This window comes from Prevotella sp. AGR2160, assembly GCF_000424185.1.
Lineage (GTDB): Bacteria > Bacteroidota > Bacteroidia > Bacteroidales > Bacteroidaceae > Prevotella.
Map to the genome: position 1 here is coordinate 13,926 of NZ_AUJK01000009.1, position 21,238 is coordinate 35,163.

Consider the following 21,238-nt stretch of genomic DNA (forward strand, 5'->3'; position numbering starts at 1 on the left):
TGCAGCCACCATTCAACAAAGTTAATTGGTAAGAAAGATGAATATAAAAGGCATTTTCAATAAGATCAGAGGGCAGCAGGACTATGTGCTGCGTACCCCTTATGGCAATTTCAACCTGGCTAAGGCCAGTAATCCAAAGCAGGTCAAACATGTCATCATTGATCTGCAGCGTACCACCGACGCCCTCACGCGCAAGGACATCGCCGACTGGAGAGCGGCTTGGCAGATGGCCATCAATGTTGACAGTCCCAACAGACAGAGACTCTATGACATCTATCGGGACACCGAGGTGGACGGTCACCTCTCTGGATGTGTCGCTCAGCGGGAAGGCTTCGTTATGGCGAAATCCTTTAAGCTCGTGGATGCTTCCGGAAAGGAAGACGAGGATGCTCATCACTATTTCGACCAGGCTTGGTTCAAGCACCTTTGCCGCCTTTGTCTGGACTCCGTTTACTGGGGGCACTCGCTCATAGAACTGGGCGATGTCATTCAGGACGGCGACGGATGTCCTTGCTATGCCGATGTGAGGCTCATTCCCAGAAAGCATGTCATTCCTGAATACGGCAGGGTCATCACGGATCTTGGACAGGATTGGACGACCGGCATCGACTTTCACGAGGCGCCTTTCGCCGAATGGCTCATCGAGGCGGGACGACCGGATAACCTCGGACTATATCTCAAGGCTGCACAGCATACCATTCCTAAGAAAAACATGCTCGCCTTCTGGGACGCTTTCGGCGAGATCTTCGGCATGCCCATAAGGGTGGCTAAGACGGCCACACGTGATGAGAAGGAGCGTAACCGTATCAATGAGCAGCTGAAAAGCCTCGGATTCGCAGGTACCGCCATTCTCCCTCTCGACACCGAACTGGAGTTCATCGAGTCCACGAGGGGAGACGCTTACAATGTCTTTAATCAGAGGGCTGACCGTGCCAACTCCGAACTCTCCAAGCTTGTCATCGGCCAGACTATGACCATCGAGGATGGCAGCAGCCTCTCTCAGTCACAGACGCACCTGCAGGTCTTCCAGAACCTCATCGAGGAGGATGCCGGTATGCTGCGAGACATCATCAACAATCAGCTCATCCCCAGAATGGCAAAGCATGGATTCCCCGTCAAGGGGCTGCGCTTCGACTGGGACGACAGCGTCGACTATACTCCGGAGCAGCAGGTAGCCTATGAGACGATGATTGCCGACCGCTATGATGTAGATCCCAAATACTTTGCCGAGAAATACTCCATGCCGGTAGGAGAGCGACGCAATAACACCCTCCCTGCTTTGGAATCCGGAGAGGAAGAGGAGGATGATAATAAGAAGACAAAGACGGAAGAGGATGAAGACAAAAGGAAGACGGGGAAAAAACAAAACAACGCTCACCCTTTTTTCGACTAAGCCCCACCGACTACGTGGGGCTGCACAGCCGATATGAAGAGATCCTCAAGGGGTACTCGCCGCATCTTACGTTGGCAAAGGATGCTCAGGACAAAATCCGCGAAAAGCTTTCCAATGCCTTCCATGGCATGATGTCCGCGCTCTTCAAGCAGAAAGGAGCAACTCTCGACATCAATATCCTTGCCTCCGATGAGGCGCAGCAGTTCATCTCCACACATGCCTCTGTTCTCGACTCTTCGTTTGAGAAAGTCAGGATGAGTGATAAGATGCGGCAGAGGCTCACACGCTCCGACTACATCTTCTCGGGCATGAAGACTTTTCATGAACTCAATGAAGCCTTCCCTTCTCTCCTGGATGAGAACGGCAATAGAAAGTCATTCGAACAGTTTTATAACGACGTTCAGAAGATAGACAAAACCTACAATCAGAACTATCTCCATGCCGAATATAACTTCGTGCATGCCTCTGCCGAGATGGCTGCCAAGTGGGATGCTTTTGCTGAAGATGGTGATAGGTATAATCTGCAGTATCGCACGGCAGGTGACAACAAGGTGAGGCCAGAGCACGCTACCCTCAATGGGGTTACCCTGCCGCAGTCGGATCCTTTCTGGGAAAGCTATTATCCACCCAATGGATGGAACTGCCGTTGTACCGTTGTACAGGTGAGGAAATCTAAATTTCCTGAAACTCCACGGGAGGAAGCAATGTCTCGTGGAGAGGAAGCACTGCAGAAGGACACAAAGGGCATCTTCCGTTTCAACTCAGGAAAGCAGCAGAAGGCTGTGCCAGACTACAACCCTTACACTATTAAGCGGTGCCGTGACTGTGACATTGCCCAAGGGAAAGCCAATCTTGCATTTGTGCCTGAAAATGAACTCTGCGAAGCTTGCAAAATTATTCGGAAAGCCCAAAATGCAAGGAAGAGTAAACAACTCACTACAACTGAATTTAAAGATGTCACGAGTAAAGTAAAGCAATGGACAAATAAGAACCTTCCTACAACAACCATACGAGGTGTTGATGCAAAAAAGGATTACATCTTTACTGCAGACAAGCATCATATCGGAATCAGCAAGCGATTTTTCAATGAGACCGCAGCTAAGAATAAAAGAAATGCCGACATTGTGCATGTCATGAAAATTGCTACAGAATATAGAACTTGGATGAAAAAGGCTATATTTGTCAGAAGTGAAATTGGTCGACATCATCCATGTACCTTTAATGTCTATAATGTACAATACCAAGGGCAGATCATTGAGTTTAAGACTATGGTCACAATCGAGGAAAACTTGTATACAATGAGACTCATATAAAAAAGAGACAGAGCAGCAACCCGAAGCCTGCGCTCATACGAGCCGACATGTGAGTTGGTACCCTGTCTCTGAATGTGGGGTCCAAACCTCTTGCGAGGAATGATCCGTTGCAAAGATAATAATTTATTTCAATACACCAAAATAAAATGAAAGATTTTTTTCATTCAAGGCTTGAAGAGGCTCTAATAATGGCAGCTTTGACACGGAAACAAGGCCAACGAGACCCTTGGCAGGCTTATTCGGCTATAGCCATAAAGCTACCAGTAAAAGTAGAAGCCCTGAAGCCAACAAGATGGGGCAGGATCTGGCAGAGAATCCGTATAGTATTGGGGCACGCTCACCGCCTGCAAAATCATATTCTTGATCCACGTACGCTTGGGCCAGACGCTCAAGAGATCTTCGTCTCTGTCTGTGACCCTGCCACATACAATAGAGGCCACACAAAAGCGACAGAAACAATAGTACACTACCGCCGACCATCAACCCATGAGTACAATTGTACAGTCCGCGCTCGTCATGGAAAACAGACAATAGCGAGAGTACAGTTGCATCTATCATTGTCTGATGGCGAAGCAACGATAAAAGTTCGAGCTCCAGCTGCTCTTTTAGCTCGTATAATTGTGAGAGGAACTGCGAGTCCTTATCTTTATGGTCCTCAATATGAATAACTGACATTTTTTTGCCACAAAATTAATTGAAATATATGGTTCTACACAAGAAGCCGAACGATTTTTCGTAACTTTGCGCCTTGTTCAAGGTGGAACCTCCCATATCCCGTGTGGTTTATCGCGGCAACAACAACGCGAATGCGAATGGCGGTGTGTCGAATGCGAATGCGAATAACGATGCTTCGAACTCGAACCCGAATGTCGGGTCGCGGCTGGCAAACTATCAATCGGCGTACAACAACGGGGACGGGTCCTCATCGTCGTGCCGAGGGAGGTGAACCGCAGCAACATCACTCCTGGAGTGAAACGCTGAAAAATCAAGGATCGGGTGGAGTTTGGTAGGCCGTTAAGGCGGTTCGAACAACTTAGGCCCGGAGAAAGGAAGGCTCACCCTTCATGCTTTGTAACACTATTAATGCTTATGCGTAGAGACGGACACATCATCGAGGAAATAGTCGACTATTCCAACATGGCGGAATCATTCGATCAAGTACTCCGTGGTACTGACAGAAAGAAAAGCCGGCAAGGACGGTATCTGATCAAGCACCGCGAAGAAGTGCTGCGGGAACTCACCGGGCGTATCAGCGATGGTTCTTTCCATGTAAAGGACTACCGCGAGCGTCAGATCACTGAAGGTGGCAAGGTAAGGCATATCCAGATTCTTACCATGAGGGATCGGATAGCCGTCCATGCCATCATGGCCGTCGTAGACAGGCATCTGCGTAAGAGGTTCATCCGTACTACATCGGCAAGCATCAAGCAAAGAGGGATGCACGATCTGAAGAATTATATCCGGCGCGACATCAACGATGACCCGCGGGGCACGCAGTTCTGCTACAAGTTCGACATCTCCAAATTCTATGAGAGTGTAGACCAGGAATCTGTGATGAAGTGCGTACGTAGGGTGTTCAAGGATGAGAGGCTCATCACTATGCTCAACGGCTTTGTGCATATGATGCCTAAAGGGATTAGTATCGGATTGCGTTCGTCTCAAGGACTTGGCAACCTGCTGCTCTCCGTCCACATAGACCATGTGCTGAAAGACCGGCTCGGGGTAAAACATTTCTACCGTTACTGTGATGATGGCGTTGTCCTGGCATCCTCGAAGAAGCAGCTGTGGGAGATAAGGCAGATCATACATGAGCTCGTAGAGAGCATTGGCCTGAAGGTGAAAGGTAATGAAAGGATATTCCCGATTACCGAAGGCATCGACTTCCTCGGATATGTGATCTATCCCAACCATGTGCTGCTGAGAAAGCGCATCAAGAAAAACGCGGCGAGAAAACTCGCTAAGGTGAGATCGAGAAAAAGACGGCGTATCCTGATTGCCTCTCTTTATGGAGTGGCTAAGCACGCCGATTGTAGTAATATGTTTATTAAATTAACAGGCAAACAAATGAAAAGTTTCAAGGACCTGAATGTTTCTTACCAACCGGAAGATGGCAAGAAACGGTTCCCCGGACAGGTAGTGAGTATCCGGGAACTCGTAAATCTTCCTATCATCGTCAAGGACTTCGAGACGGGCATCAAGACCGAACAAGGCGAAGATCGGTGCATCGTCTCCATTGAGCAGGGCGGTGAGATGAAGAAGTTTTTCACCAACAGCGTGGAGATGAAAAATATCCTCGCGCAAATCCGTCAGATGCCTGACGGACTGCCCTTCGAGACCGTCATAAAGACGGAAAGCTTCGGAAAGGGCAGAACCAAATATGTATTCACTTAAAAACATTTGCGTATGCATAGAGTTCAAGGATCAAAAGAGGTACAGCTCATTGAGTGTGTCAATCCCGTAAAAAACAAATGGCGTGTAAGATGGGACGTACAGGAAAGCAAAGATGGCTCCGCTACTTTCATGGAAGCGGAATTCCTGCATAAGCCGACTGTTGCACAGATTAAGGAGGTCATCATTCCTTGGTATAATAGTCTGATCGACCAGCAGATCCTCTCCGGATTCTCTTATGAGGGAATGAAAGTCTGGCTCTCTTCCGAAAATCAGTTCAATTACAAATCGGCCTATGATCTGGCTGTACAAACTTCTGGAGCAACCCTCCCCGTCACGTTCAAGTTCGGTACGGATGAGCAACCGCAGTACCGTAAGTTTGAGACGCTCAGTGAGCTCTCTGACTTCTATACCAAGGCCATGACTTTCATTCAGAACACGCTCGCCAACGGATGGAAACAGAAAGACTCCGTCGACTGGTCCAAGTATGGAGAGGAGGCGGACAATGGCTAATGGATGTGGATGTCAGACGGGCATCTTTCGGTGGGTAAAACCGCCTTATGCCAGCTTCTTCTATGCCGCTTGCTGCATTCATGATGATGACTACGACAAGGGAGGAAACGAGGAAGACCGGAAGAATGCTGATCTGAGACTCTATATGAACTGTTTCCGAAAAATAGCAAAGGCTGGATTCGCTCCGGCTAAGACATGGTGGCTCACAAACGTCGCGCTGCTCTATTACTGCAGTGTAAGACTCATGGGCTCGAACTACTTCAATTATGTGAGGTAGATGCATAAGAAAAGCCCCGGCGATAGCTGTATCGTCGGGGCTTTTTCATGGCCATGTTTTTGTCATTCTGCCAGCAGGTATCTCACGGCATAGGTGTCTATGCTCTCTAAGATCTCCTCATGGTTGTGGTTCGTGTCCGTCGCTATGAGTGAAAGACTGTCAAACTCGTCGCCGTCTATTCCTTCAAGCTCCGTGTGGATCTTGCGGCATAAGGCAAAAGCGGTCTCGTATTCCCCTTCGCTCCAGTCGGTCACAAGATGGATCAGCACCGTGCCCTTGCCTCGGCGACCCTTGCCGTTGAACGGTCCCCATGTGATGGTACCGAACTCTACGAATACGGCGGGACGTGCCCAGGCGTCCTCCTGCTCGATAAACTCTACGTTGTGGTTCCACAGGTCGATATGCTTCACCTCTGGAACATCCTTCTCAAGGATGGCTTTCACCATCGAAAACAATTCTTGTCTCATCATTTCCCTGATAAATTGATATGATTGAAATATTCTTTCAAATTCTCTTCTATGATCTCACGCACCGCGCTCTCCACTTCCGGTGAAGCTCCTAAGAACTGGCGCTTGGGAATCTTTATGCTCTTGCCTACTTTCATAAGTGCCATAAACTTCCAAAACTCTGCTTCCGTGCTCAGTTGCACCGTCCGTTTGTCCTTGCGGGGGCTGCCGTCTTTCCGTCGACCGAAACTGCCGCTCGCCTCATAGTACTTGTGCCAAAAATAGGCTTTCATCTTCTGAGTCACTTTGATCTCGCCACCCTCGTTGTGAATGGCGGCATAAGGCAGATCGGTGAAGAAGCGGATACTGTCTGATGTGCTCTCGCTCCGGATGCTCCTGCGAAGCTTACCGGTATCTATAAGAATGCTTCCGCCAGGGCGTAACGGGCTCTTTCTCCGAGCCCAGGCTTCACTGAAGAAAGACTGACGCTCGAAATTCTTGTCAAACTCGTCGCTCAGCTCTACCTTGATGTCACGCAGTATGTTGCGGATCACCGTGCTAAAATCCGTTCCTTGCATAGGCTATAAGAAGTCTTCATCATTGAACAGTAATAGCTGACGGGTGTCGTCAGCTATCACGTTCTTGATGTCAGCACTGGCATTGAGCATGTTATAGAACGTGCGCTCGGATATGGCATAGCGGGGATAGACGTACCGACGCCATATCTCTCGGTTCGGTACGCCTTTCTTCGCCCAGTAGTCGTAGATGTTGTTCACCTCCTCCACGCGCTTCTGATAACTCACTCCATGCCTTGCTGTCATTGTTCCTTAGTTTATTCTATCCTTTATAGGGTTTGATGTCAAATTCCATTACCGCGCTCACCTTCACCCGGCCGCTGCCCTCACATTGTGGGCATTGGCGTTCATATTGGTGACCGGCGGCGTCCTTGTGCCGCAGAAGGCCCGTGCCGTGGCAGAGGCGGCAGAGGGCTATCTTGGCCTTCTTTTCTACCTTGCGTTTCATGCTGTCTCTTCTTTTTTGGGTTCTACATAGAATGCTTCGTCCTGCACCACCTGGATGCCGCAGCGAGCCATCTCTACTGAGAGCTTCTCCTGCTGCTCCTTACCGTCTCTTGTGGCTGTGATCTCGGTATCGCGGTCAGCAAGGAGCTTGTCTTTCGCGATCTCCTCGGTCTTGCGCACATAGCCGGGGAGGAACTCCTTCACCATCTGCAAGGCACTGGCCCATGTGAAGCCTTTCAGCGTCTTCAGTTTCGGCGTGCCGGTGCGGAAACCGATGGTGCCGTGAGCCATGTCCAGGCTCTTCTTCTTGGCGAACAGCTCTGTCTGGTTCTCCGTCGCGAAGCTCTGCAGCGTATCGAAGGCAAGGTCGCGCTCCTTGGTAAGGTCAGCCAGCTGATTCTGGTATTTCTCGCGCACCTTGGCACACTGCAGCTCAATCTCTGCCTGGATCTTGCTGATACTCGCGTCTGCCTTCGCATAGCTTGCGAAAGCCTCGTCGGCTGCCTCGCGGGTCACGCCGGTAATAATCACTTTCTTTACTCGTTTTGCCATTGTTCTGTAAATTTTGAATTGTTGTTATTGTTTCTTCAAGCTCCCGTGAAAGGGGAAGATGATCACTTGGGTCTCAGATTTCTTTTCGGCTTCCGGACAGTCTGCCTTTTCCTTCAGACCGCCTTTGCGCTCGATAGTACGGAGTTTCACCTGCAAGGCTTCAAGTTCCTTGATGCCGAGCTGGGCGAAGCGCTTGCCGCAGATCCGGGCGTTAAGACAGAAGTTATCGATACGCGCCCAGTCGCTGGTGTCGATGCCGAGCTTCTGCATCAGGTGAAGGCAGAGGCTGCGCTTCCTCTTCCGCTCCATGAGCCAGGCTGCCTTGCGCTTCTCATAACCGCTCACCAGTTCCATCTGGTCGCACATCCGGCGGTATTCGCTTTCCGTGGTCTCATGGAGGTGGGTGGTCCTGCCGTTGGTGAACTGCTCCACAAGGGTCTCTTTGTCTGCGCCGGGCATCTGCTTCAGCAAATTGTAGAACCGGCTGTAGTTCCTCACTGCTCCCATAACTTCTCCTCCTGCCAGTCCTTGAAGTTCTTTCTTCCGTTCTCTACGGCCTTCGCAAACGTGTCCTTGATGTCGTCCTCACCAAAGAGGGGAATGCCATACACGCAAACGTACAGGTTGCCGTTGAATTCCATTACCTGGATCTTGCTGCGGGCTTCTGCGTCAAGCTCTGCCTGGCGTTGGGCCTCAATCTTCTCGGCATGCTCCTCATGCCAGATCTGAATGCGTTTCTTCAGCATCTCATAAAAATTCTTCATATTCGTCTTATGTTTAATGGGTTAATATTCATTTCCTCAATTCCTCCGGGGTCCCGTAGGTGATGGCTACTGCGGCATCAACGCTCCCACTGCCTTTGCACAGGGGGCAGGGGTCTTTCACGCTCCCGCCGAAACCGTCGTCTTTCCAGAACCAGCCGTTACCCTGGCAGTAGCCGCATTTCAGACCGTGGATCAGAAGCCGCTCCGTGCGGTACTTGCCATGGGGACCGCTCACTTTGATCATTCTGCACTCCTCGCTCATTCCTCGCCTCCTTTCGTCTCTTCAATCATGTACTCGGTCTTCAGGGCTTCCATGCCCAGTTCGTCAATGCGCCGCCCGGCTTCTGTCAGCAGCTCATACTGGTCACTGTAGCCGAAATCCTTTGCCTTCTTCTTGGCATAAGCCACGATGTCTTCTATTATTCCGTCCATATGCTTTGTTGTTTGTTGGTGATTGCCTGTTTATAGGTTGTTGCTCGTTTGGATGATGCCGTCTTCCCATACGGTGTAGTATTCGCCTGCCTTGCCGATGGCACGGCCCTGGCAGTAGGCCTTGTAGCCCATCACGCGCACCTTCATGTCGCAGATGTATTTCAGCCTTACTGCACCGCCGCCCAAGGGCTGGCTCTTCTTCTCCTGGCTGATCCAGATGAAGCAGCGCTTGGGAAACATCTTCATAAGTTGTACAGCCTGAGGATAGTCCCAGTCACTCACCTGGAAGGAGTCGATGATGATAAACTTGGCGTTCTTGGGTTTCTTGAGCCTTGCGATCAGATCCTCGTAGCTGTCTTCGGTCACTACGCGGAAACGTCCCTGGACCTCGTTCATGTGGAGATATTCCAGACGGTGCTGAAAACTCTGGTTCACGCCTTCCTCATAGCTGCAGTACAACACCTTGCCGTAGTTGCAGAGCTCTTTGGCAAGCTGCATCACAAACGAACTTTTGCCACTGGCGCTCGATCCGCTGATAAACCAGCTCGCGTTGTCGGCGGGATGACCGAAAGGGGCACTCCATTTCTCACCCCAGGGCAGCGTCTCCCACTTCTTCGACTCGATGTCGCGCACACTGTATGCTCGCTTACTCATTGCTTAGTCTTTTTGCTGGCTCTTCAGTTTCTCTATTTCCGTGTATACCCGGCGCAGGCCGCCCTGGGTCTTGCGCACGATCTCGCCGATATTGGCGTCCTTGGGGGCGTTCACTCTCGCTACGATGTCGGCTTGCTTGCAGAGGAAGGCCTTGCGCTCTCTCGCGTCGTCCGGCGTCACCTTGGAGTAGCGGTCACCGTAGCGGCTGAACATCTCGGTGTAGCCCACCATCTTCAGCTCGATGCTCCGGCGGATGCGTTCTTTCAGGCCGTCGGCACCCATCATGTACCAGGCGCAGCAGCGCTCAGTGGCGTTCCAGAGGGCTTTCAACTCCAGCATGGCTTCATTCTTCAGATCTCCGGCCTCGTCAAGGATGATGATCGGGTGGTCGATACTCCGAAGGTAGTAGCACAGGTCTTCATACACGTTGTGGTACCAGCCGCCGCTGCTCACGCCAAACTCTGAGGCGATGCGTCTCACAAGCTGGGTCTTCGTCTTCACCTGGCTGCAGTCCACGTATACGGCATTCTTGTGGGTCTTCACGTAGTGGCGGGCGGTAAAGGTCTTGCCGATGTTCGGGATGTCGCAGAGAATGGCGCTCTGGCTGCTTCCCTGGGCAAACTCCAGTTGGGCGGTGATATACTCAAAGGTCATCGTCTTCGCGGCCTTCCATTCCATCTCGTCCCGGAGGCTCACGCCGAGCTTGCGGGCTATGCTGATCCAGTTGCCTTGGCTGAGGGCCTTGTCGGTCTGACCGTTCTTCAGACTGCTGTACACGCTCGTGCTGATGCCGAGACTCGCGGCGTGCTTCGCGTCGCTCGGGTAATTGGAGCGGTTGGCTTTCACCGCTGCCAAAATCTTCTTTTTCTGTGCTTCTGTAATCATAGTTCGAAGTATGTTATAATGTCGTTTGAATATGCTTAAAAATCGGACAATGCCTTGTTGCCGTCAAAGTCGAAGTCGTAGTTTTCTTCTTCCGTGTCTTCAGTATCGACGGGATCTGCCTCCAACGCTGTGGGCTCTTCTTCCGTGGTCTCCATAGGCTTTTGTATGCCAAGGGCGTGGACGCTCTTGTCTTTCACGTATTTGTTGAACTTGGCGATCTTCTTCTGCTGCTCAAGCATCACGGCCTTGTCTTCCTCGGTCTGCTCGGCATCGGCGGTGTTGAAGGTGCCTACGTCCTCAAGATGGTCAACGTAGTTGTCGCCCTGATAGATGAATACGTCGGTAGGTGCTCCCGCCTCGTCGGTCAGGTAGTAGGCATCCACCTTCCAGTTGTTGGGCTCAAGGCGCTCCAGTACACTCACGTCGCTCAGCCACCAGTCCTTGTATGCCACCCTGCAGTAGCTGTTTCTCCGGATCGTGGTCGACACGTGCTCGCCGATGTAGCGGGCAAGGACGGCTTTGTTCAGTGGGGCAAGGGTCGGATTGAGGTTGGCTACAAGCACGTCCCAGCGGGTCATGCCCTTGTATTTCTTCTGGTTGGGGTGAAGCGTGTGGTTGAACTCCCAGATGTCTTTCCTGTCGTCGGCGATAAGCTCGTCCCAGGTGTAGTACTGTTTGTCCTCATAGGTGTCATTCTTCTCGTCGAAGATCTTCTTCGACTCCGTACGGTAGTGGCGGTCCTTGGCGTAGAAGCGGCCGATGCCGAGGTGGTTCTTGTGCTCCACGCTCTTCTTCTTGGCGCCGTTCATCTGTTCGGCGTATTTCTCCTGTGAGTTCTGAGGGGCGCAGAATCTTACAAAGGGAAACAGCACGCCGGCTTTCAGGAAGCTCTCTTTCCACTGGCTCATCAGGTGGTTCTCTACTTCTACCTGTGCCGGACAGCCCCAGCCGTTGCGGTCCAGGAGTCTGAACATGTCCCTGAAGCAGTCCACCACGAGGTCCACGTTCTTGTTGCGGTTATAAGCGGCGCCGATCACGCACTGACTCGCTACGTCGTAGGCGTAGTAGGCTTTCGGACGCAGCTTCGTGTCCTTCAGCTTGCGGGGCAGGTCGCGGTCATCAAAGCTCACCTTGCTCAGAGAGAATTCCGGACTGTGCCGGTGTACGTGGGGCATCTGCTCGTGCATGAAGGTGGTGAAGCTCTCCAACGCGTGGCTCACCAGTACCCGGTTCTTGGGTTTGTTCAGGTAGTTGGTGATGGTCGTCTCGCTCAGCTCCTTCGGGTCGCCGTTCTTGTCTGTGAAGTCATCGGGATTGAACAGCTCGCCGGTCTCTGGATCATACACGTCAAGACCTCCGGTCACAAAGTCGTTGTACATCTCCAGTACGCTCGTGTTGAAGGGCTTATTGGGCAGGCAGGCGATGCCGAGAATCAGACGCTCGGTCTTGTGGTCCACCTTGCGGGCACTTTGGTTGCCGAACTTGCCGCTGATAAGGCAGCGGTAGCCTTCCTTTCTGTACTCGTTCACCTTCTTTCTGAATCGCAGCACGCTCGCGGGCAGCGTGTGGCCGAGCTCCTCTCTCAGCGTCTCGATCACGCTCGCCATCATGCTCCAGTCATATTTCTCGCCCATGAGCTTCCGGTAGTCCTTGGCTCGGGAGTAGAGCTTGATGCAGGTGTTCAGAACGCTCGCGTTGGTCACGTACTCCTGGATCTTCTCCTCGGGAAGGTCGGCGCCGGTCTGGCTGCGGTCGTGATAGAACACCACGGCGGCTTGGTCTACCTCGTAGTTCGAGAGAATCCAGCCTTTCAGACGCACGTCGTCACCACCGGGATATGTGGCTTCCACCTTTTCCTTGTACTGGCTCGGAAGACTGTCTACGGCAATCAGGGCACAGCAGCCACTGGCGCCTCCGCCACGGCGTACCACGTCCACCGTCCTGCGGGTCACCCAGTTCCGGTAGTTAGATACGCTCACGATACCGCCGCCTACAAGCTCCTGGTAAGAGATGCATAGTTTGTTGCCGTAATACTCCATCTCTCCTCCTTATCTTAGCGTCTGTGCCCAGCTCTGGATCGTAGGTATCTCACTTACCGCCACGTGCTCGTAGCGGCGGGCCTTCTCGCCCTTCAGCAGTACGTCGCAGCTGCCGTCCTTCAGGTTGAACTCAAGCAGCACGCCATTGGCAAGATACTGGCGCATGTAACCATCTGCGTCAAACAACGTCTCACTCTCGGGGACCTCCACCATCACGATGCCGCCTCGCTGCATGGCAAGACGACGGATACGTTTCGACAGCTCGCTGTTGCTGCGCTCCGTGTCAAAGTGCAATGCGTTATACACGCTGCGGGCGGAAATGCCGAAGCTCTTCATCACAAACTCTCGGTCTTCCTTCTTCAAATGAATGTACTTCTTCATATGCCTTACTTATTAACATTTAACTTGAAACTTTCTTTACTCTCGCCCTTTTTTCGTATCTTTGGGCGCTCGTTCTAAATGGAACACGCTGCAAAGATACAGAATTTCTGTAAACAAACAAAATTATTTTCAGATTTTCTGAATAAAATTATTCGAATAATGGAAAAAACAGATATAAATAGACGATTTATAACCGCCATCAATACCCTTTTAAAGGATAAAGGTTTGACTAAAACAGGAATTGCGCAAAGCTTAGGCATCAAGCCTTCTAAATTTTCAGAAATTCTGAATGAAAGAATGAACGTTGGCACTGATACCCTTGCTTTAGTATGTGAGCTATATAGTTTTAATCCATCGTGGCTTTTACTTGGGGAAGGTTCTATGTTAATTCCCGGGCCAATAAAAGGACGCTCTAAACCAGCTATTTCTGTGGAAAAGTTACCTGACTTCCCTTTGGATTCAGAGGGCGTTTGTAAATTCTTCATTCAAATAATGAGGGACAAAGACCTTAGATTTGCAGAACAGGCCGAAGAAATTGGAAAGCTAAAGGCACGAATTGAGGAACTTGAAAGGCACAGGGGGGCAGATGCTTCGGATGCCGGGATTTCTGGCGTTGCTCATGCAGGCTAAAGTCGATGAATGTAATATTTGGAGGTAAATACAAGTAAGCAGAACGAAATTCTCTTAGTTAGTAGCCTCGTCCGCCTGGTTTAGCTATGATGAGCCCGGGGAGTGCTGGGTTCTGTACGCTGCTGCTGTGCAGCAGCCCCGTCGTCTCCATTCCGTCCCCTCCCAAACACCCCTCGCGACCCCTCCTGTACCCCTCCCGTACCCCTCTTGCACCCCCTTTTCCGGGTTTCCCCCTCCCTCAAAACGGCGTGAAAGCCTGTGAAACCCACTGTTTACGGCACTTTCCGCTATATATAATAAGGTGTATTTCCAAAAGTGGGGTGCATTTTAGGGGGGTGCTATTCGCTGTTTTTGCCGTTTATGATAAAAAAAACTGTACGTTTACCCCCTCTGCAACGACCCCCTCATTTCCTTGTTTTGAATATCCAGTTTTCAAAAAATGAATATCCAGTTTGAATATCCAGTTGAATATCCAGTTGCCAAAAACACCCAAAATGGCACGAAAAAAGGGTGGAAAGACCTCTCTGATCTTACCACCCCTTCTGACGCCATTTTAAGGCCGTTAAAGCCCGTTTCTCCTCAGTCCTTATACGTTGCCCCTGAGCCCCCGGAAATAAGCGTAGATTGCTTGATTACAGCCCGTTTCGTGACGATCGTGCCATTGCCTGATAGCCCCGCATGGAGCAAATAATTGCGTGTAGCGCCCACCTGTTCGGGCGTAAATACAGTATAAACCGCCGAAATACTGCTGAAATACCAGTCTTTCCGCTTCGTTTCCTTCAATCCTTGAATCAAATGTACGTGTATAACCTTTGCCATATTCCATAAAATTAGACTGCAAATATACTAAATAATAGTTATATGGAATAAAATGGCACTTTATTTTTTCAAAATATCAAAAGAAAAATCGGTCACCGCACCTTCATCTTACCTCTCCATGCTCATGATAACCCCACATAAAACCGATGTAAACGTCTCGATAACCTCTCACCCTTCAACACCCCACTGATGTAAACCAAAATTAAACCAATGTAAACGTTTCGTTTTGTGCCGCTCTTTTCACCTCTTCATCATAACTCGCTGATCATCAACCATCTCACCAACATTCAGCCTCATCAACAAAAATACGCTTCGTTCTGTGCCCCATACCGTTGTGGAACTCATGGCAGAGATTCTGCAGCCACAACCTGATGAGAGTATTTATGATCCGACTTGTGGTTCTGGCGGTATGCTCGTGAAGTGTCTCGACTATCTTCGTAACCAGGGCAAGGAATGGCAAGGGGTGCATGTCTATGGTCAGGAAATCAATGGCCTTACGTCGTCTATTGCCCGAATGAACCTTTATCTCAATGGTGTGGAAGATTTTTCCATCGCTTGTGCCGACACGCTGTCAGCGCCTGCATTTACTGAGGATGGAAAGCTCCAGACTTTTGACGTAGTGCTCGCCAATCCGCCTTACTCTATTAAAGAGTGGGACCGGACTGCATTCGAGCATGATAAATGGGGAAGAAATTTTCTCGGGACGCCCCCACAAGCGCGTGCAGACTATGCATTCATTCAGCATATACTTTGCTCAATGGATAGACACAATGGAAGGTGTGCTGTACTTCTTCCTCATGGAGTATTGAATAGAAATGAGGAAAAAGAAATGAGGATAAATCATGTCAAGACAAATACGATAGAAGCCATTATAGGATTAGGCAGGAACCTATTCTATAATTCTGGTCTTGAAAGTTTTATTCTTATCTGCAGAAATAAGAAACAGCCAAATAGAAACGGGAAAGTTCTTTTTATTGAAGCAGAGAATTGTACTCATAAGGAAGGAAAGCAAGCATATCTGTATAGTGAAGACATAGACAAGATTATGCAGGCATATCATTCAGACGAAGATATCCCTGGCTTTTCTAAATGGGTAACCAACGATGAAATCCTCGATAATGACGGTAATCTGAATATCAAATCGTATGTTAAGCAGATTGATGAAGAGAATGTAAATGGTCAAGAAGCACTGCATGAATTTATCTCTTCTCAGAACGAGCTAGCGGATAGTCTTGAAAACCTGCAATTTGCTGCTGGCAATCACTGCCCACGTATGGAGCATGTTAGCATAAACTTCGATCTCGACAAAAGTAATTGGAAGAAGGTCAAGTTGTCTGATGTAGCCGAAGAGCATTCGATAAGGATTTCAAACCCTTCAGAATCAGAATATGATTTTTACATTGGCTCCAATTGTATAGATCAGTACGATTTCACTATTAATAGGCGAATGTTAGCTCAAACCGTAACCTCTGCCCAGAAAGGTTTTGAGAAAGGAGACTATTTGCTTGTTAGAAGGAGCCTTTATGGAAGTGATTTCCGAGAAAGAGCTCCTAGGGCAGAGTTTGATGGAGTATGTTCGGCAGACATCATAACCCTTCGTGAAAAGAAAAATGTCATTGCCGATGGATTCCTCATCTATATCTTGTATCAGAAGGATCTTTGGGATTTCATCGTTGCAAATTCAAATGGTGGATTAACTCGCCGTATTAAATGGAAACAACTGGCTGATTATGAGTTTTTGCTTCCTCCTCTTTCCGAGCAGAATGCATTGGCAGATAAGTTGTGGGCAGCATATCGACTCAAAGAATCATATAAGAAGCTCATCCTGGCTACTGATGATATGATTAAAGCGGAATTCATCAATAGATTCGGACTTCCTAATCAGACACATCCTGAAAGTAGCCTCGTATCCCTTCAGAGTGTATTGGAGACAAACTTCGTTGGAGATTGGGGTAAAGAGGATAAAGATGGTAACGGAACTAAAGTCCTAACTACCAAGAATTTTCGTAATGATGGCTTGTTAGACTATTCCGAAGTAGTGACTCGTAAAATATCAGATAAAAAAATAGATGACAAGAAGATATTAATTGGCGATATTCTCCTCGAACGTTCTGGTGGTACATCCGACAATCCTGTAGGTAGAACAACATACTTTAATAAGGAAGGACTATATTTATGCAATAACTTCGTCCAGGTAATAAGATGCAATAGCCAAGTAAATAGTTTATTCATTGCCAAGCAATTGAATATCATATATTCAACTCAAAAACGATTTATTCGCTCTATTGGTAACAAGACAACTGGCATTCAGAATGTCAACTTAACAAAATTCTTGGATATAAAAATCTGTGTTCCAGAGAAGAAGTTACAGGATGATTATGCAGATTTAGTTGAGAAAGCCGAACAGACGAAGTCCTCTCTTCGTCGTTCCATTTCGAGCATCGACAAAGTGATCAAGAGCATGATAAACAATTGAAAACGAAAATATTATGATACAGCAGATATTCAATGAAGACAATACGGTAGAACAGATGCTTATCCACGTGGCAACAGAACATGGCTGGGAATATGTCAAGACCAAGGAGATTGAACGACCTAACGACAGCATACTGGTCGACTCCTGGCTCGTTGATGCCCTCGTCCGTCTGAACCGTATCACCTACGATCAGGCAGAGCGAGTGATATATGATCTTCGTGCCATCATCTTCAGCGGAAATACCAAGGATGGACTCATTCAAGCCAATGATAAGTTCCGTAAGAAGCTATTCGAGGAGAACAGTTATCCATTCGGTCCAAATGGTGACAACGTGAATATACGCTTCTTTTCAGACAATCCTGCAGAGAACTACTGCGTTGTAACCAATCAGTGGGAATTCCCGAAGGCAAGCATCCAGGGCGGCAAACGTCTTGACCTCGTTTTCCTCATCAATGGCATTCCAATGGTCATCGGTGAGGCAAAGACGCCGGTGAAGAGTGCCGTGACTTGGGGTGACGGAGCCCAAGATGTCATCAACTATCAGAAGAGCATCCCAGAGATGTTCGTGCCAAACATCCTCTGCTTCGCCACTGAAGGCAAGGAACTGCAGTATGCTTCCATCGGTGCCGATCTTGAGCACTGGGGGCCATGGTTTGCCGATGAGGAGCGCCGACACGGCACGCTCGCAGATGTTGACCATAACTTTGTCTTTCTCATGAACCCTCTGAGACTGCTTGATATCTATCGTTTCTTCACGGTGTTTACGGCAAGCCCATCAGGCAAGAAAATTAAGATAGTTTGTCGCTATCAGCAGTATCTTGGTGGTGAGGCAATCGTGCAACGTGTACTCTCTACCTTTACCCATGGTCATGGACCAAAGAAGGGACTGATTTGGCATTTCCAAGGCTCGGGTAAGTCTTGGTTGATGGTCTTTGCTGCCCAGAAATTGCGACTGATGAAAGAGCTCGAAGCGCCGACGATTGTCATCGTCGATGATCGTATCGACCTGGAGGATCAGATCACAGGCGACTTTACCCGGGCAGAAATTCCAAATGTTGTCAATGCTCCGACTAAGGATGATCTTGAAAAGTTCTTTGAACAGGACCAGCGTAAGATCCTCATCACCACGATTTTCAAGTTTGGCGATGTCGAAGCAGGACGGGTACTCAACCGTCGACAGAACATCATCGTCATGGTGGATGAAGCTCATCGTACACAAGAGAAAGATCTCGGTATGAAGATGCGTCAAGCTTTGCCAAATGCCTTCTTTTTCGGATTGACAGGTACTCCTATCAACAAGCGCGATCATAATACCTTTGCTACATTCGGCGATAAGCAGGATGAGGGTGGTTATATTTCGAAGTATACCTTCCAGAACTCCGTAGATGATGGTGCTACTCTGGAACTGAAGTTCAAGACCGTGCCTGTGGAGATGCACCTCGACAAGGAAAAGCTCCAAGAAGCCTTTGACGAAATGACCGACCAGATCAGTGAGGATGAGAAGAATGAGCTAACGAAACGAGCTAATGTGGAAGCATTCTTCACAGCCGATAAGCGCATCAATGAGGTTTGTAAATACATCGTCAATCACTTTCGTACATACGTGGAGCCAACAGGTATGAAGGCACAGGTGGTGGTCTACAACCGCGCCTGCTGTGTGAAGTACAAGCGGGCCATCGACGCTCTGCTCGGAACTACTGATCAAACTACTATCGTCATGCATACGGGTGGCGATAAGGCTGACGAATATAAGGAGTGGAAGCGTGACCGTTCGCAGGAAAACAAGCTCCTCGATGAGTTCCGCGATCCTTTTTCACCATTGAAGATCGTCATCGTGACGAGTAAGCTGCTCACTGGCTTTGATGCTCCAATCCTGCAGTGTATGTATCTCGATAAGCCAATGAAGGATCATACACTGTTGCAGGCCATCTGCCGTACAAACCGTAAATATACAGTGGACAAGAAATGTGGTTTGATCGTTGACTTCGTCGGCGTCTTTGATGACGTAGCCCGTTCTCTCGCCTTCGATGATGCCACGGTGAAGAATGTCATCAAGAACATTGATGAAATCAAGGAACTGATTCCGAAACTCATGAAGGATTGTCTCGATTTCTTCCCGGGTGTCGACCGTACGATCGGTGGCTGGGAAGGTCTGACAGCTGCCCAACAATGCCTGAAAGATGAAAAGACAAAGACGGAGTTTGCTAAGCACTTCAATCGTTTGTCAAAGGCATGGGAAACAGTAAGCCCGGATGAATGTCTATTGCCTTATCAGAGTGACTATGCATGGCTCGCACAGGTTTATCAGAGCGTGAAGCCTGTAAGTGATTCTGGCGCACTGATTTGGACGTTGCTTGGCGCTAAGACCATTGAGATTATCCATCAGAACATAGACACCATAGATATCGGTCAACCTCTCGAAGACCTTGTAGTGGATGCCGACGTCATTGATGCAGTACTCAAGGATGAGAAGAATCGCGATAAGAAGATTGTTGAGATTGAAAAAATGCTCCGGCTACGTTTGAATGAGCATAAGAACGAACAGAACTTCAAAAAGTTTGCTGAGAAGCTCGATGAGCTCCGTCAACAGATGGAAGAAAATCTTATCTCGAGCATTGATTTTCTGAAAGGATTGTTGGAAACTGCCAAAGGGGTAGTTGAAGAGGAGAAGCGTCAGAATCAGCCGGAGAACAAGCATGCCAAAGCAAAGGCTGCCCTGACTGAACTCTTTGAGACTGTGAAGACAGAGAACACGCCTATCATAGTGGAGCGTGTCGTCAACGATATCGATGAGAACGTGACGAACATCGTCCGTAAGTTCAAGGATGCCTTCAAGAGTGTCGAAGCGCGCAAGCAGATCCGTCAGAAGCTCCGTGCCATCCTTTGGGTGAAATACAGCATCAAGGACAATGATGTCTTTGAGAAGGCTTATAGCTATATTGAACAATACTACTAAGTATGGCAGATATTAGCTTTGATAATGACTTTACCATAGAAGGCTTCTGGCATCTTCCAGAAAGTAATCATGAAGTTTATGGTCTCCTGCATCATAAAGTAGGAGATCATATGCTTTTACATGTAGTAGGCAGTATATCTAAGAGGACGAATTTTGACTTAACTCGAAATAGTGAAAGCTTCGATACGCTTTATGGTAAATCTCTTGATGGAAAACTATTTACTATCTATGGATGCGTTTTTAAAGAACAAAGAAAGACTGGAGATAATGCTCCGTCGGTTGATTATATATGCTCCTGTTTGTTGCAGGGTTTAAATATCAAAAAAGAGAGTGTTTTAATAAAACGAGCCAATGTAAACATAAGTGGTTTATCTACCTGGTGTCCCCCTGATTCCAAAGAAGATCTTATTCGTGAATTGAATTTTGATGCTATAGGCAAAGCTCAAATAGAATATCGATATAAACCAAATGAAATATGCAATGTTAAGATTAATGATCAACTTGATATTTCTTTAGGCTATAATGTTATTGAGAAGAATTCTATTCATGACGATCTTCTCTTTTCTGTTGACTATAGGACATCAGTATCCTTTTTGAACAACGGCACGGTTACTTTAGCAAAGCAATTAGATAATATTTTTTTATTCCAACAGTTCCTGTCTTTTGGAATGGCACAAGAATGTCATACAAAAGAGATACAATGTTACCTGTCTATTGAAGAAAGCTCAGGAGAGCCTATATATATTGTAACAGGTGAAAGGCATACACTAGAGCATGAATATTCCTATACACCTATTCTATTCACCTATAAATCATTAGGGGAACATTTTCGTATATTTTTATCTAACTGGTATAATATTAGTAATGAGCTAAAACCTATTAGAGATTTTCTTGTAGATAGTATATTATCAAAGGAGAAGTCCGAGACGGTAAAATTCTTGAATTTAGCTATTGCAGTAGAATCTTATTACTTAAGATTTGTGGGAGACGATAAATATAAAGATATAATAGACAAATTGGTCAACGCATTTCATGATGTTAACAAATTAGCTAAAGATAAGATCAATTCTGAAGAGATTAGAGATACTAGACATTATTTCGCTCATTATTTGAAGACACCCAAAAATCATACTGTTTCAGGAATGCAAATGTCGGAACAAGCATGGTATTTGCGAAAATTGCTTATTTGTTGCGTCTTATCATCATGCCTGCAAACAAAGGATAATAAAATTATTAATAGTATACTGGATAAAAGTAATTGCTGGTATTTAGAAGATTGGGATAAAGTTCATATATAA

The 21,238-nt window shown here is 48.0% G+C and carries 24 protein-coding genes; 10 read left to right on the plus strand and 14 right to left on the minus strand.

Annotation, left to right across the window (positions count from 1 at the left end; all coding sequences use genetic code 11):
* The first annotated feature begins 37 nt into the window (after positions 1 to 37).
* The 5 genes from G604_RS13810 to G604_RS0107360 all read left to right on the plus strand — a co-directional run bounded on the left by G604_RS13810 (position 38) and on the right by G604_RS0107360 (position 5,884).
* A complete protein-coding gene (locus G604_RS13810; protein ID WP_036904903.1) occupies positions 38 to 1,393 on the plus strand; it encodes a DUF935 family protein in 1,356 nt (451 codons plus the stop codon).
* Between the two features lie 128 nt (positions 1,394 to 1,521).
* Entirely contained in the window at positions 1,522 to 2,706 is a 1,185-nt protein-coding gene (locus tag G604_RS13815; protein WP_081657705.1) for a phage minor head protein, read from the plus strand.
* A gap of 1,089 nt (positions 2,707 to 3,795) precedes the next feature.
* On the plus strand, positions 3,796 to 5,097 hold the full coding sequence (locus tag G604_RS0107350) for a reverse transcriptase domain-containing protein (RefSeq protein WP_028910010.1): 1,302 nt from the start codon (positions 3,796 to 3,798) through the stop codon (positions 5,095 to 5,097).
* Between the two features lie 12 nt (positions 5,098 to 5,109).
* Entirely contained in the window at positions 5,110 to 5,607 is a 498-nt protein-coding gene (locus G604_RS0107355; protein ID WP_028910011.1) for a hypothetical protein, read from the plus strand.
* Entirely contained in the window at positions 5,600 to 5,884 is a 285-nt protein-coding gene (locus G604_RS0107360; protein WP_028910012.1) for a hypothetical protein, read from the plus strand. The genes G604_RS0107355 and G604_RS0107360 overlap by 8 nt, the downstream gene beginning before the upstream one ends.
* A 62-nt stretch (positions 5,885 to 5,946) precedes the next feature.
* Here G604_RS0107360 and G604_RS0107365 read toward each other — a convergent pair whose 3' ends face one another.
* The 13 genes from G604_RS0107365 to G604_RS0107425 are packed head-to-tail and all read right to left on the minus strand — an operon-like array spanning position 5,947 to position 13,059.
* Positions 5,947 to 6,354 carry a hypothetical protein gene (locus tag G604_RS0107365; protein WP_231376088.1) on the minus strand — a complete coding sequence of 136 codons (408 nt, stop codon included), beginning with the start codon at positions 6,352 to 6,354 and terminating at the stop codon, positions 5,947 to 5,949.
* Complete coding sequence (locus G604_RS0107370; RefSeq protein ID WP_028910014.1) at positions 6,351 to 6,908, minus strand: phage virion morphogenesis protein; 558 nt, start codon at positions 6,906 to 6,908, stop codon at positions 6,351 to 6,353. The genes G604_RS0107365 and G604_RS0107370 overlap by 4 nt, the downstream gene beginning before the upstream one ends.
* 3 nt (positions 6,909 to 6,911) lie before the next feature.
* Positions 6,912 to 7,151, minus strand: coding sequence for a hypothetical protein (locus tag G604_RS0107375; RefSeq protein WP_028910015.1), 240 nt, complete (start codon positions 7,149 to 7,151; stop codon positions 6,912 to 6,914).
* 16 nt (positions 7,152 to 7,167) lie between these two features.
* The gene (locus tag G604_RS0107380) at positions 7,168 to 7,353 is read right to left on the minus strand and encodes a hypothetical protein (RefSeq protein WP_028910016.1); all 186 of its coding nucleotides are present in this window, start codon (positions 7,351 to 7,353) and stop codon (positions 7,168 to 7,170) included.
* On the minus strand, positions 7,350 to 7,904 hold the full coding sequence (locus tag G604_RS0107385) for a host-nuclease inhibitor Gam family protein (RefSeq protein WP_028910017.1): 555 nt from the start codon (positions 7,902 to 7,904) through the stop codon (positions 7,350 to 7,352). Before G604_RS0107385 ends, G604_RS0107380 begins: the two co-directional genes overlap by 4 nt.
* A gap of 24 nt (positions 7,905 to 7,928) precedes the next feature.
* Complete coding sequence (locus tag G604_RS0107390) at positions 7,929 to 8,411, minus strand: hypothetical protein (RefSeq protein WP_028910018.1); 483 nt, start codon at positions 8,409 to 8,411, stop codon at positions 7,929 to 7,931.
* Complete coding sequence (locus tag G604_RS0107395; RefSeq protein WP_028910019.1) at positions 8,399 to 8,668, minus strand: hypothetical protein; 270 nt, start codon at positions 8,666 to 8,668, stop codon at positions 8,399 to 8,401. Before G604_RS0107395 ends, G604_RS0107390 begins: the two co-directional genes overlap by 13 nt.
* A 28-nt stretch (positions 8,669 to 8,696) precedes the next feature.
* Complete coding sequence (locus G604_RS0107400; RefSeq protein WP_051220292.1) at positions 8,697 to 8,912, minus strand: hypothetical protein; 216 nt, start codon at positions 8,910 to 8,912, stop codon at positions 8,697 to 8,699.
* 14 nt (positions 8,913 to 8,926) lie between these two features.
* Positions 8,927 to 9,100 (minus strand): hypothetical protein, encoded by a 174-nt coding sequence (locus G604_RS15200; RefSeq protein ID WP_155941881.1) that lies wholly within the window; start codon positions 9,098 to 9,100, stop codon positions 8,927 to 8,929.
* 30 nt (positions 9,101 to 9,130) lie between these two features.
* Positions 9,131 to 9,754, minus strand: a complete 624-nt coding sequence (locus G604_RS0107410; RefSeq protein WP_028910021.1) for an ATPase AAA — start codon at positions 9,752 to 9,754, stop codon at positions 9,131 to 9,133.
* A 3-nt stretch (positions 9,755 to 9,757) separates the two neighbouring features.
* On the minus strand, positions 9,758 to 10,639 hold the full coding sequence (locus G604_RS0107415) for an ATP-binding protein (protein WP_028910022.1): 882 nt from the start codon (positions 10,637 to 10,639) through the stop codon (positions 9,758 to 9,760).
* 35 nt (positions 10,640 to 10,674) lie between these two features.
* Positions 10,675 to 12,678 (minus strand): hypothetical protein, encoded by a 2,004-nt coding sequence (locus G604_RS0107420; RefSeq protein WP_028910023.1) that lies wholly within the window; start codon positions 12,676 to 12,678, stop codon positions 10,675 to 10,677.
* 9 nt (positions 12,679 to 12,687) lie between these two features.
* On the minus strand, positions 12,688 to 13,059 hold the full coding sequence (locus tag G604_RS0107425) for a hypothetical protein (RefSeq protein ID WP_028910024.1): 372 nt from the start codon (positions 13,057 to 13,059) through the stop codon (positions 12,688 to 12,690).
* 159 nt (positions 13,060 to 13,218) lie between these two features.
* On the opposite strand from G604_RS0107425, the gene G604_RS14760 reads away from it, so the two are divergent.
* On the plus strand, positions 13,219 to 13,689 hold the full coding sequence (locus G604_RS14760) for a helix-turn-helix transcriptional regulator (protein WP_051220278.1): 471 nt from the start codon (positions 13,219 to 13,221) through the stop codon (positions 13,687 to 13,689).
* A 439-nt stretch (positions 13,690 to 14,128) separates the two neighbouring features.
* The gene (locus G604_RS15400) at positions 14,129 to 14,380 is read left to right on the plus strand and encodes a hypothetical protein (protein ID WP_196801101.1); all 252 of its coding nucleotides are present in this window, start codon (positions 14,129 to 14,131) and stop codon (positions 14,378 to 14,380) included.
* Here G604_RS15400 and G604_RS15525 read toward each other — a convergent pair.
* Entirely contained in the window at positions 14,269 to 14,508 is a 240-nt protein-coding gene (locus tag G604_RS15525; protein ID WP_028910026.1) for a hypothetical protein, read from the minus strand. The two genes, G604_RS15400 and G604_RS15525, sit on opposite strands and share 112 nt — an antisense overlap.
* A gap of 334 nt (positions 14,509 to 14,842) precedes the next feature.
* Between G604_RS15525 and G604_RS14765 the strand changes: the two genes are divergently transcribed.
* From G604_RS14765 to G604_RS0107455, 3 genes are read left to right on the plus strand one after another with little or no spacing between them, the layout of a single operon-like run.
* A complete protein-coding gene (locus G604_RS14765) occupies positions 14,843 to 16,984 on the plus strand; it encodes an N-6 DNA methylase (protein ID WP_051220279.1) in 2,142 nt (713 codons plus the stop codon).
* A 13-nt stretch (positions 16,985 to 16,997) separates the two neighbouring features.
* Positions 16,998 to 19,940: a type I restriction endonuclease subunit R gene (locus G604_RS0107445; protein ID WP_231376090.1), complete on the plus strand. Its 2,943-nt coding sequence runs from the start codon at positions 16,998 to 17,000 to the stop codon at positions 19,938 to 19,940.
* Between the two features lie 2 nt (positions 19,941 to 19,942).
* A complete protein-coding gene (locus G604_RS0107455; RefSeq protein ID WP_036904908.1) occupies positions 19,943 to 21,238 on the plus strand; it encodes a HEPN domain-containing protein in 1,296 nt (431 codons plus the stop codon).

What these genes read in the sequence shown, in the direction of transcription:
- G604_RS0107370 (WP_028910014.1), bottom strand. Translation starts at nt 6,908, where the DNA reads ATGCAAGGAACGGATTTTAGCACGGTGATCCGCAACATACTGCGTGAC.
- G604_RS0107445 (WP_231376090.1), top strand. Translation starts at nt 16,998, where the DNA reads ATGATACAGCAGATATTCAATGAAGACAATACGGTAGAACAGATGCTT.
- G604_RS0107420 (WP_028910023.1), bottom strand. Translation starts at nt 12,678, where the DNA reads ATGGAGTATTACGGCAACAAACTATGCATCTCTTACCAGGAGCTTGTA.
- G604_RS0107390 (WP_028910018.1), bottom strand. Translation starts at nt 8,411, where the DNA reads ATGGGAGCAGTGAGGAACTACAGCCGGTTCTACAATTTGCTGAAGCAG.
- G604_RS0107410 (WP_028910021.1), bottom strand. Translation starts at nt 9,754, where the DNA reads ATGAGTAAGCGAGCATACAGTGTGCGCGACATCGAGTCGAAGAAGTGG.
- G604_RS13815 (WP_081657705.1), top strand. Translation starts at nt 1,522, where the DNA reads ATGATGTCCGCGCTCTTCAAGCAGAAAGGAGCAACTCTCGACATCAAT.
- G604_RS0107350 (WP_028910010.1), top strand. Translation starts at nt 3,796, where the DNA reads ATGCGTAGAGACGGACACATCATCGAGGAAATAGTCGACTATTCCAAC.
- G604_RS0107455 (WP_036904908.1), top strand. Translation starts at nt 19,943, where the DNA reads ATGGCAGATATTAGCTTTGATAATGACTTTACCATAGAAGGCTTCTGG.
- G604_RS15525 (WP_028910026.1), bottom strand. Translation starts at nt 14,508, where the DNA reads ATGGCAAAGGTTATACACGTACATTTGATTCAAGGATTGAAGGAAACG.
- G604_RS0107415 (WP_028910022.1), bottom strand. Translation starts at nt 10,639, where the DNA reads ATGATTACAGAAGCACAGAAAAAGAAGATTTTGGCAGCGGTGAAAGCC.
- G604_RS0107360 (WP_028910012.1), top strand. Translation starts at nt 5,600, where the DNA reads ATGGCTAATGGATGTGGATGTCAGACGGGCATCTTTCGGTGGGTAAAA.
- G604_RS0107365 (WP_231376088.1), bottom strand. Translation starts at nt 6,354, where the DNA reads ATGATGAGACAAGAATTGTTTTCGATGGTGAAAGCCATCCTTGAGAAG.
- G604_RS15200 (WP_155941881.1), bottom strand. Translation starts at nt 9,100, where the DNA reads ATGGACGGAATAATAGAAGACATCGTGGCTTATGCCAAGAAGAAGGCA.
- G604_RS14760 (WP_051220278.1), top strand. Translation starts at nt 13,219, where the DNA reads ATGGAAAAAACAGATATAAATAGACGATTTATAACCGCCATCAATACC.
- G604_RS0107395 (WP_028910019.1), bottom strand. Translation starts at nt 8,668, where the DNA reads ATGAAGAATTTTTATGAGATGCTGAAGAAACGCATTCAGATCTGGCAT.
- G604_RS0107425 (WP_028910024.1), bottom strand. Translation starts at nt 13,059, where the DNA reads ATGAAGAAGTACATTCATTTGAAGAAGGAAGACCGAGAGTTTGTGATG.
- G604_RS0107375 (WP_028910015.1), bottom strand. Translation starts at nt 7,151, where the DNA reads ATGACAGCAAGGCATGGAGTGAGTTATCAGAAGCGCGTGGAGGAGGTG.
- G604_RS15400 (WP_196801101.1), top strand. Translation starts at nt 14,129, where the DNA reads ATGAATATCCAGTTTGAATATCCAGTTGAATATCCAGTTGCCAAAAAC.
- G604_RS0107380 (WP_028910016.1), bottom strand. Translation starts at nt 7,353, where the DNA reads ATGAAACGCAAGGTAGAAAAGAAGGCCAAGATAGCCCTCTGCCGCCTC.
- G604_RS0107355 (WP_028910011.1), top strand. Translation starts at nt 5,110, where the DNA reads ATGCATAGAGTTCAAGGATCAAAAGAGGTACAGCTCATTGAGTGTGTC.
- G604_RS0107400 (WP_051220292.1), bottom strand. Translation starts at nt 8,912, where the DNA reads ATGATCAAAGTGAGCGGTCCCCATGGCAAGTACCGCACGGAGCGGCTT.
- G604_RS0107385 (WP_028910017.1), bottom strand. Translation starts at nt 7,904, where the DNA reads ATGGCAAAACGAGTAAAGAAAGTGATTATTACCGGCGTGACCCGCGAG.
- G604_RS13810 (WP_036904903.1), top strand. Translation starts at nt 38, where the DNA reads ATGAATATAAAAGGCATTTTCAATAAGATCAGAGGGCAGCAGGACTAT.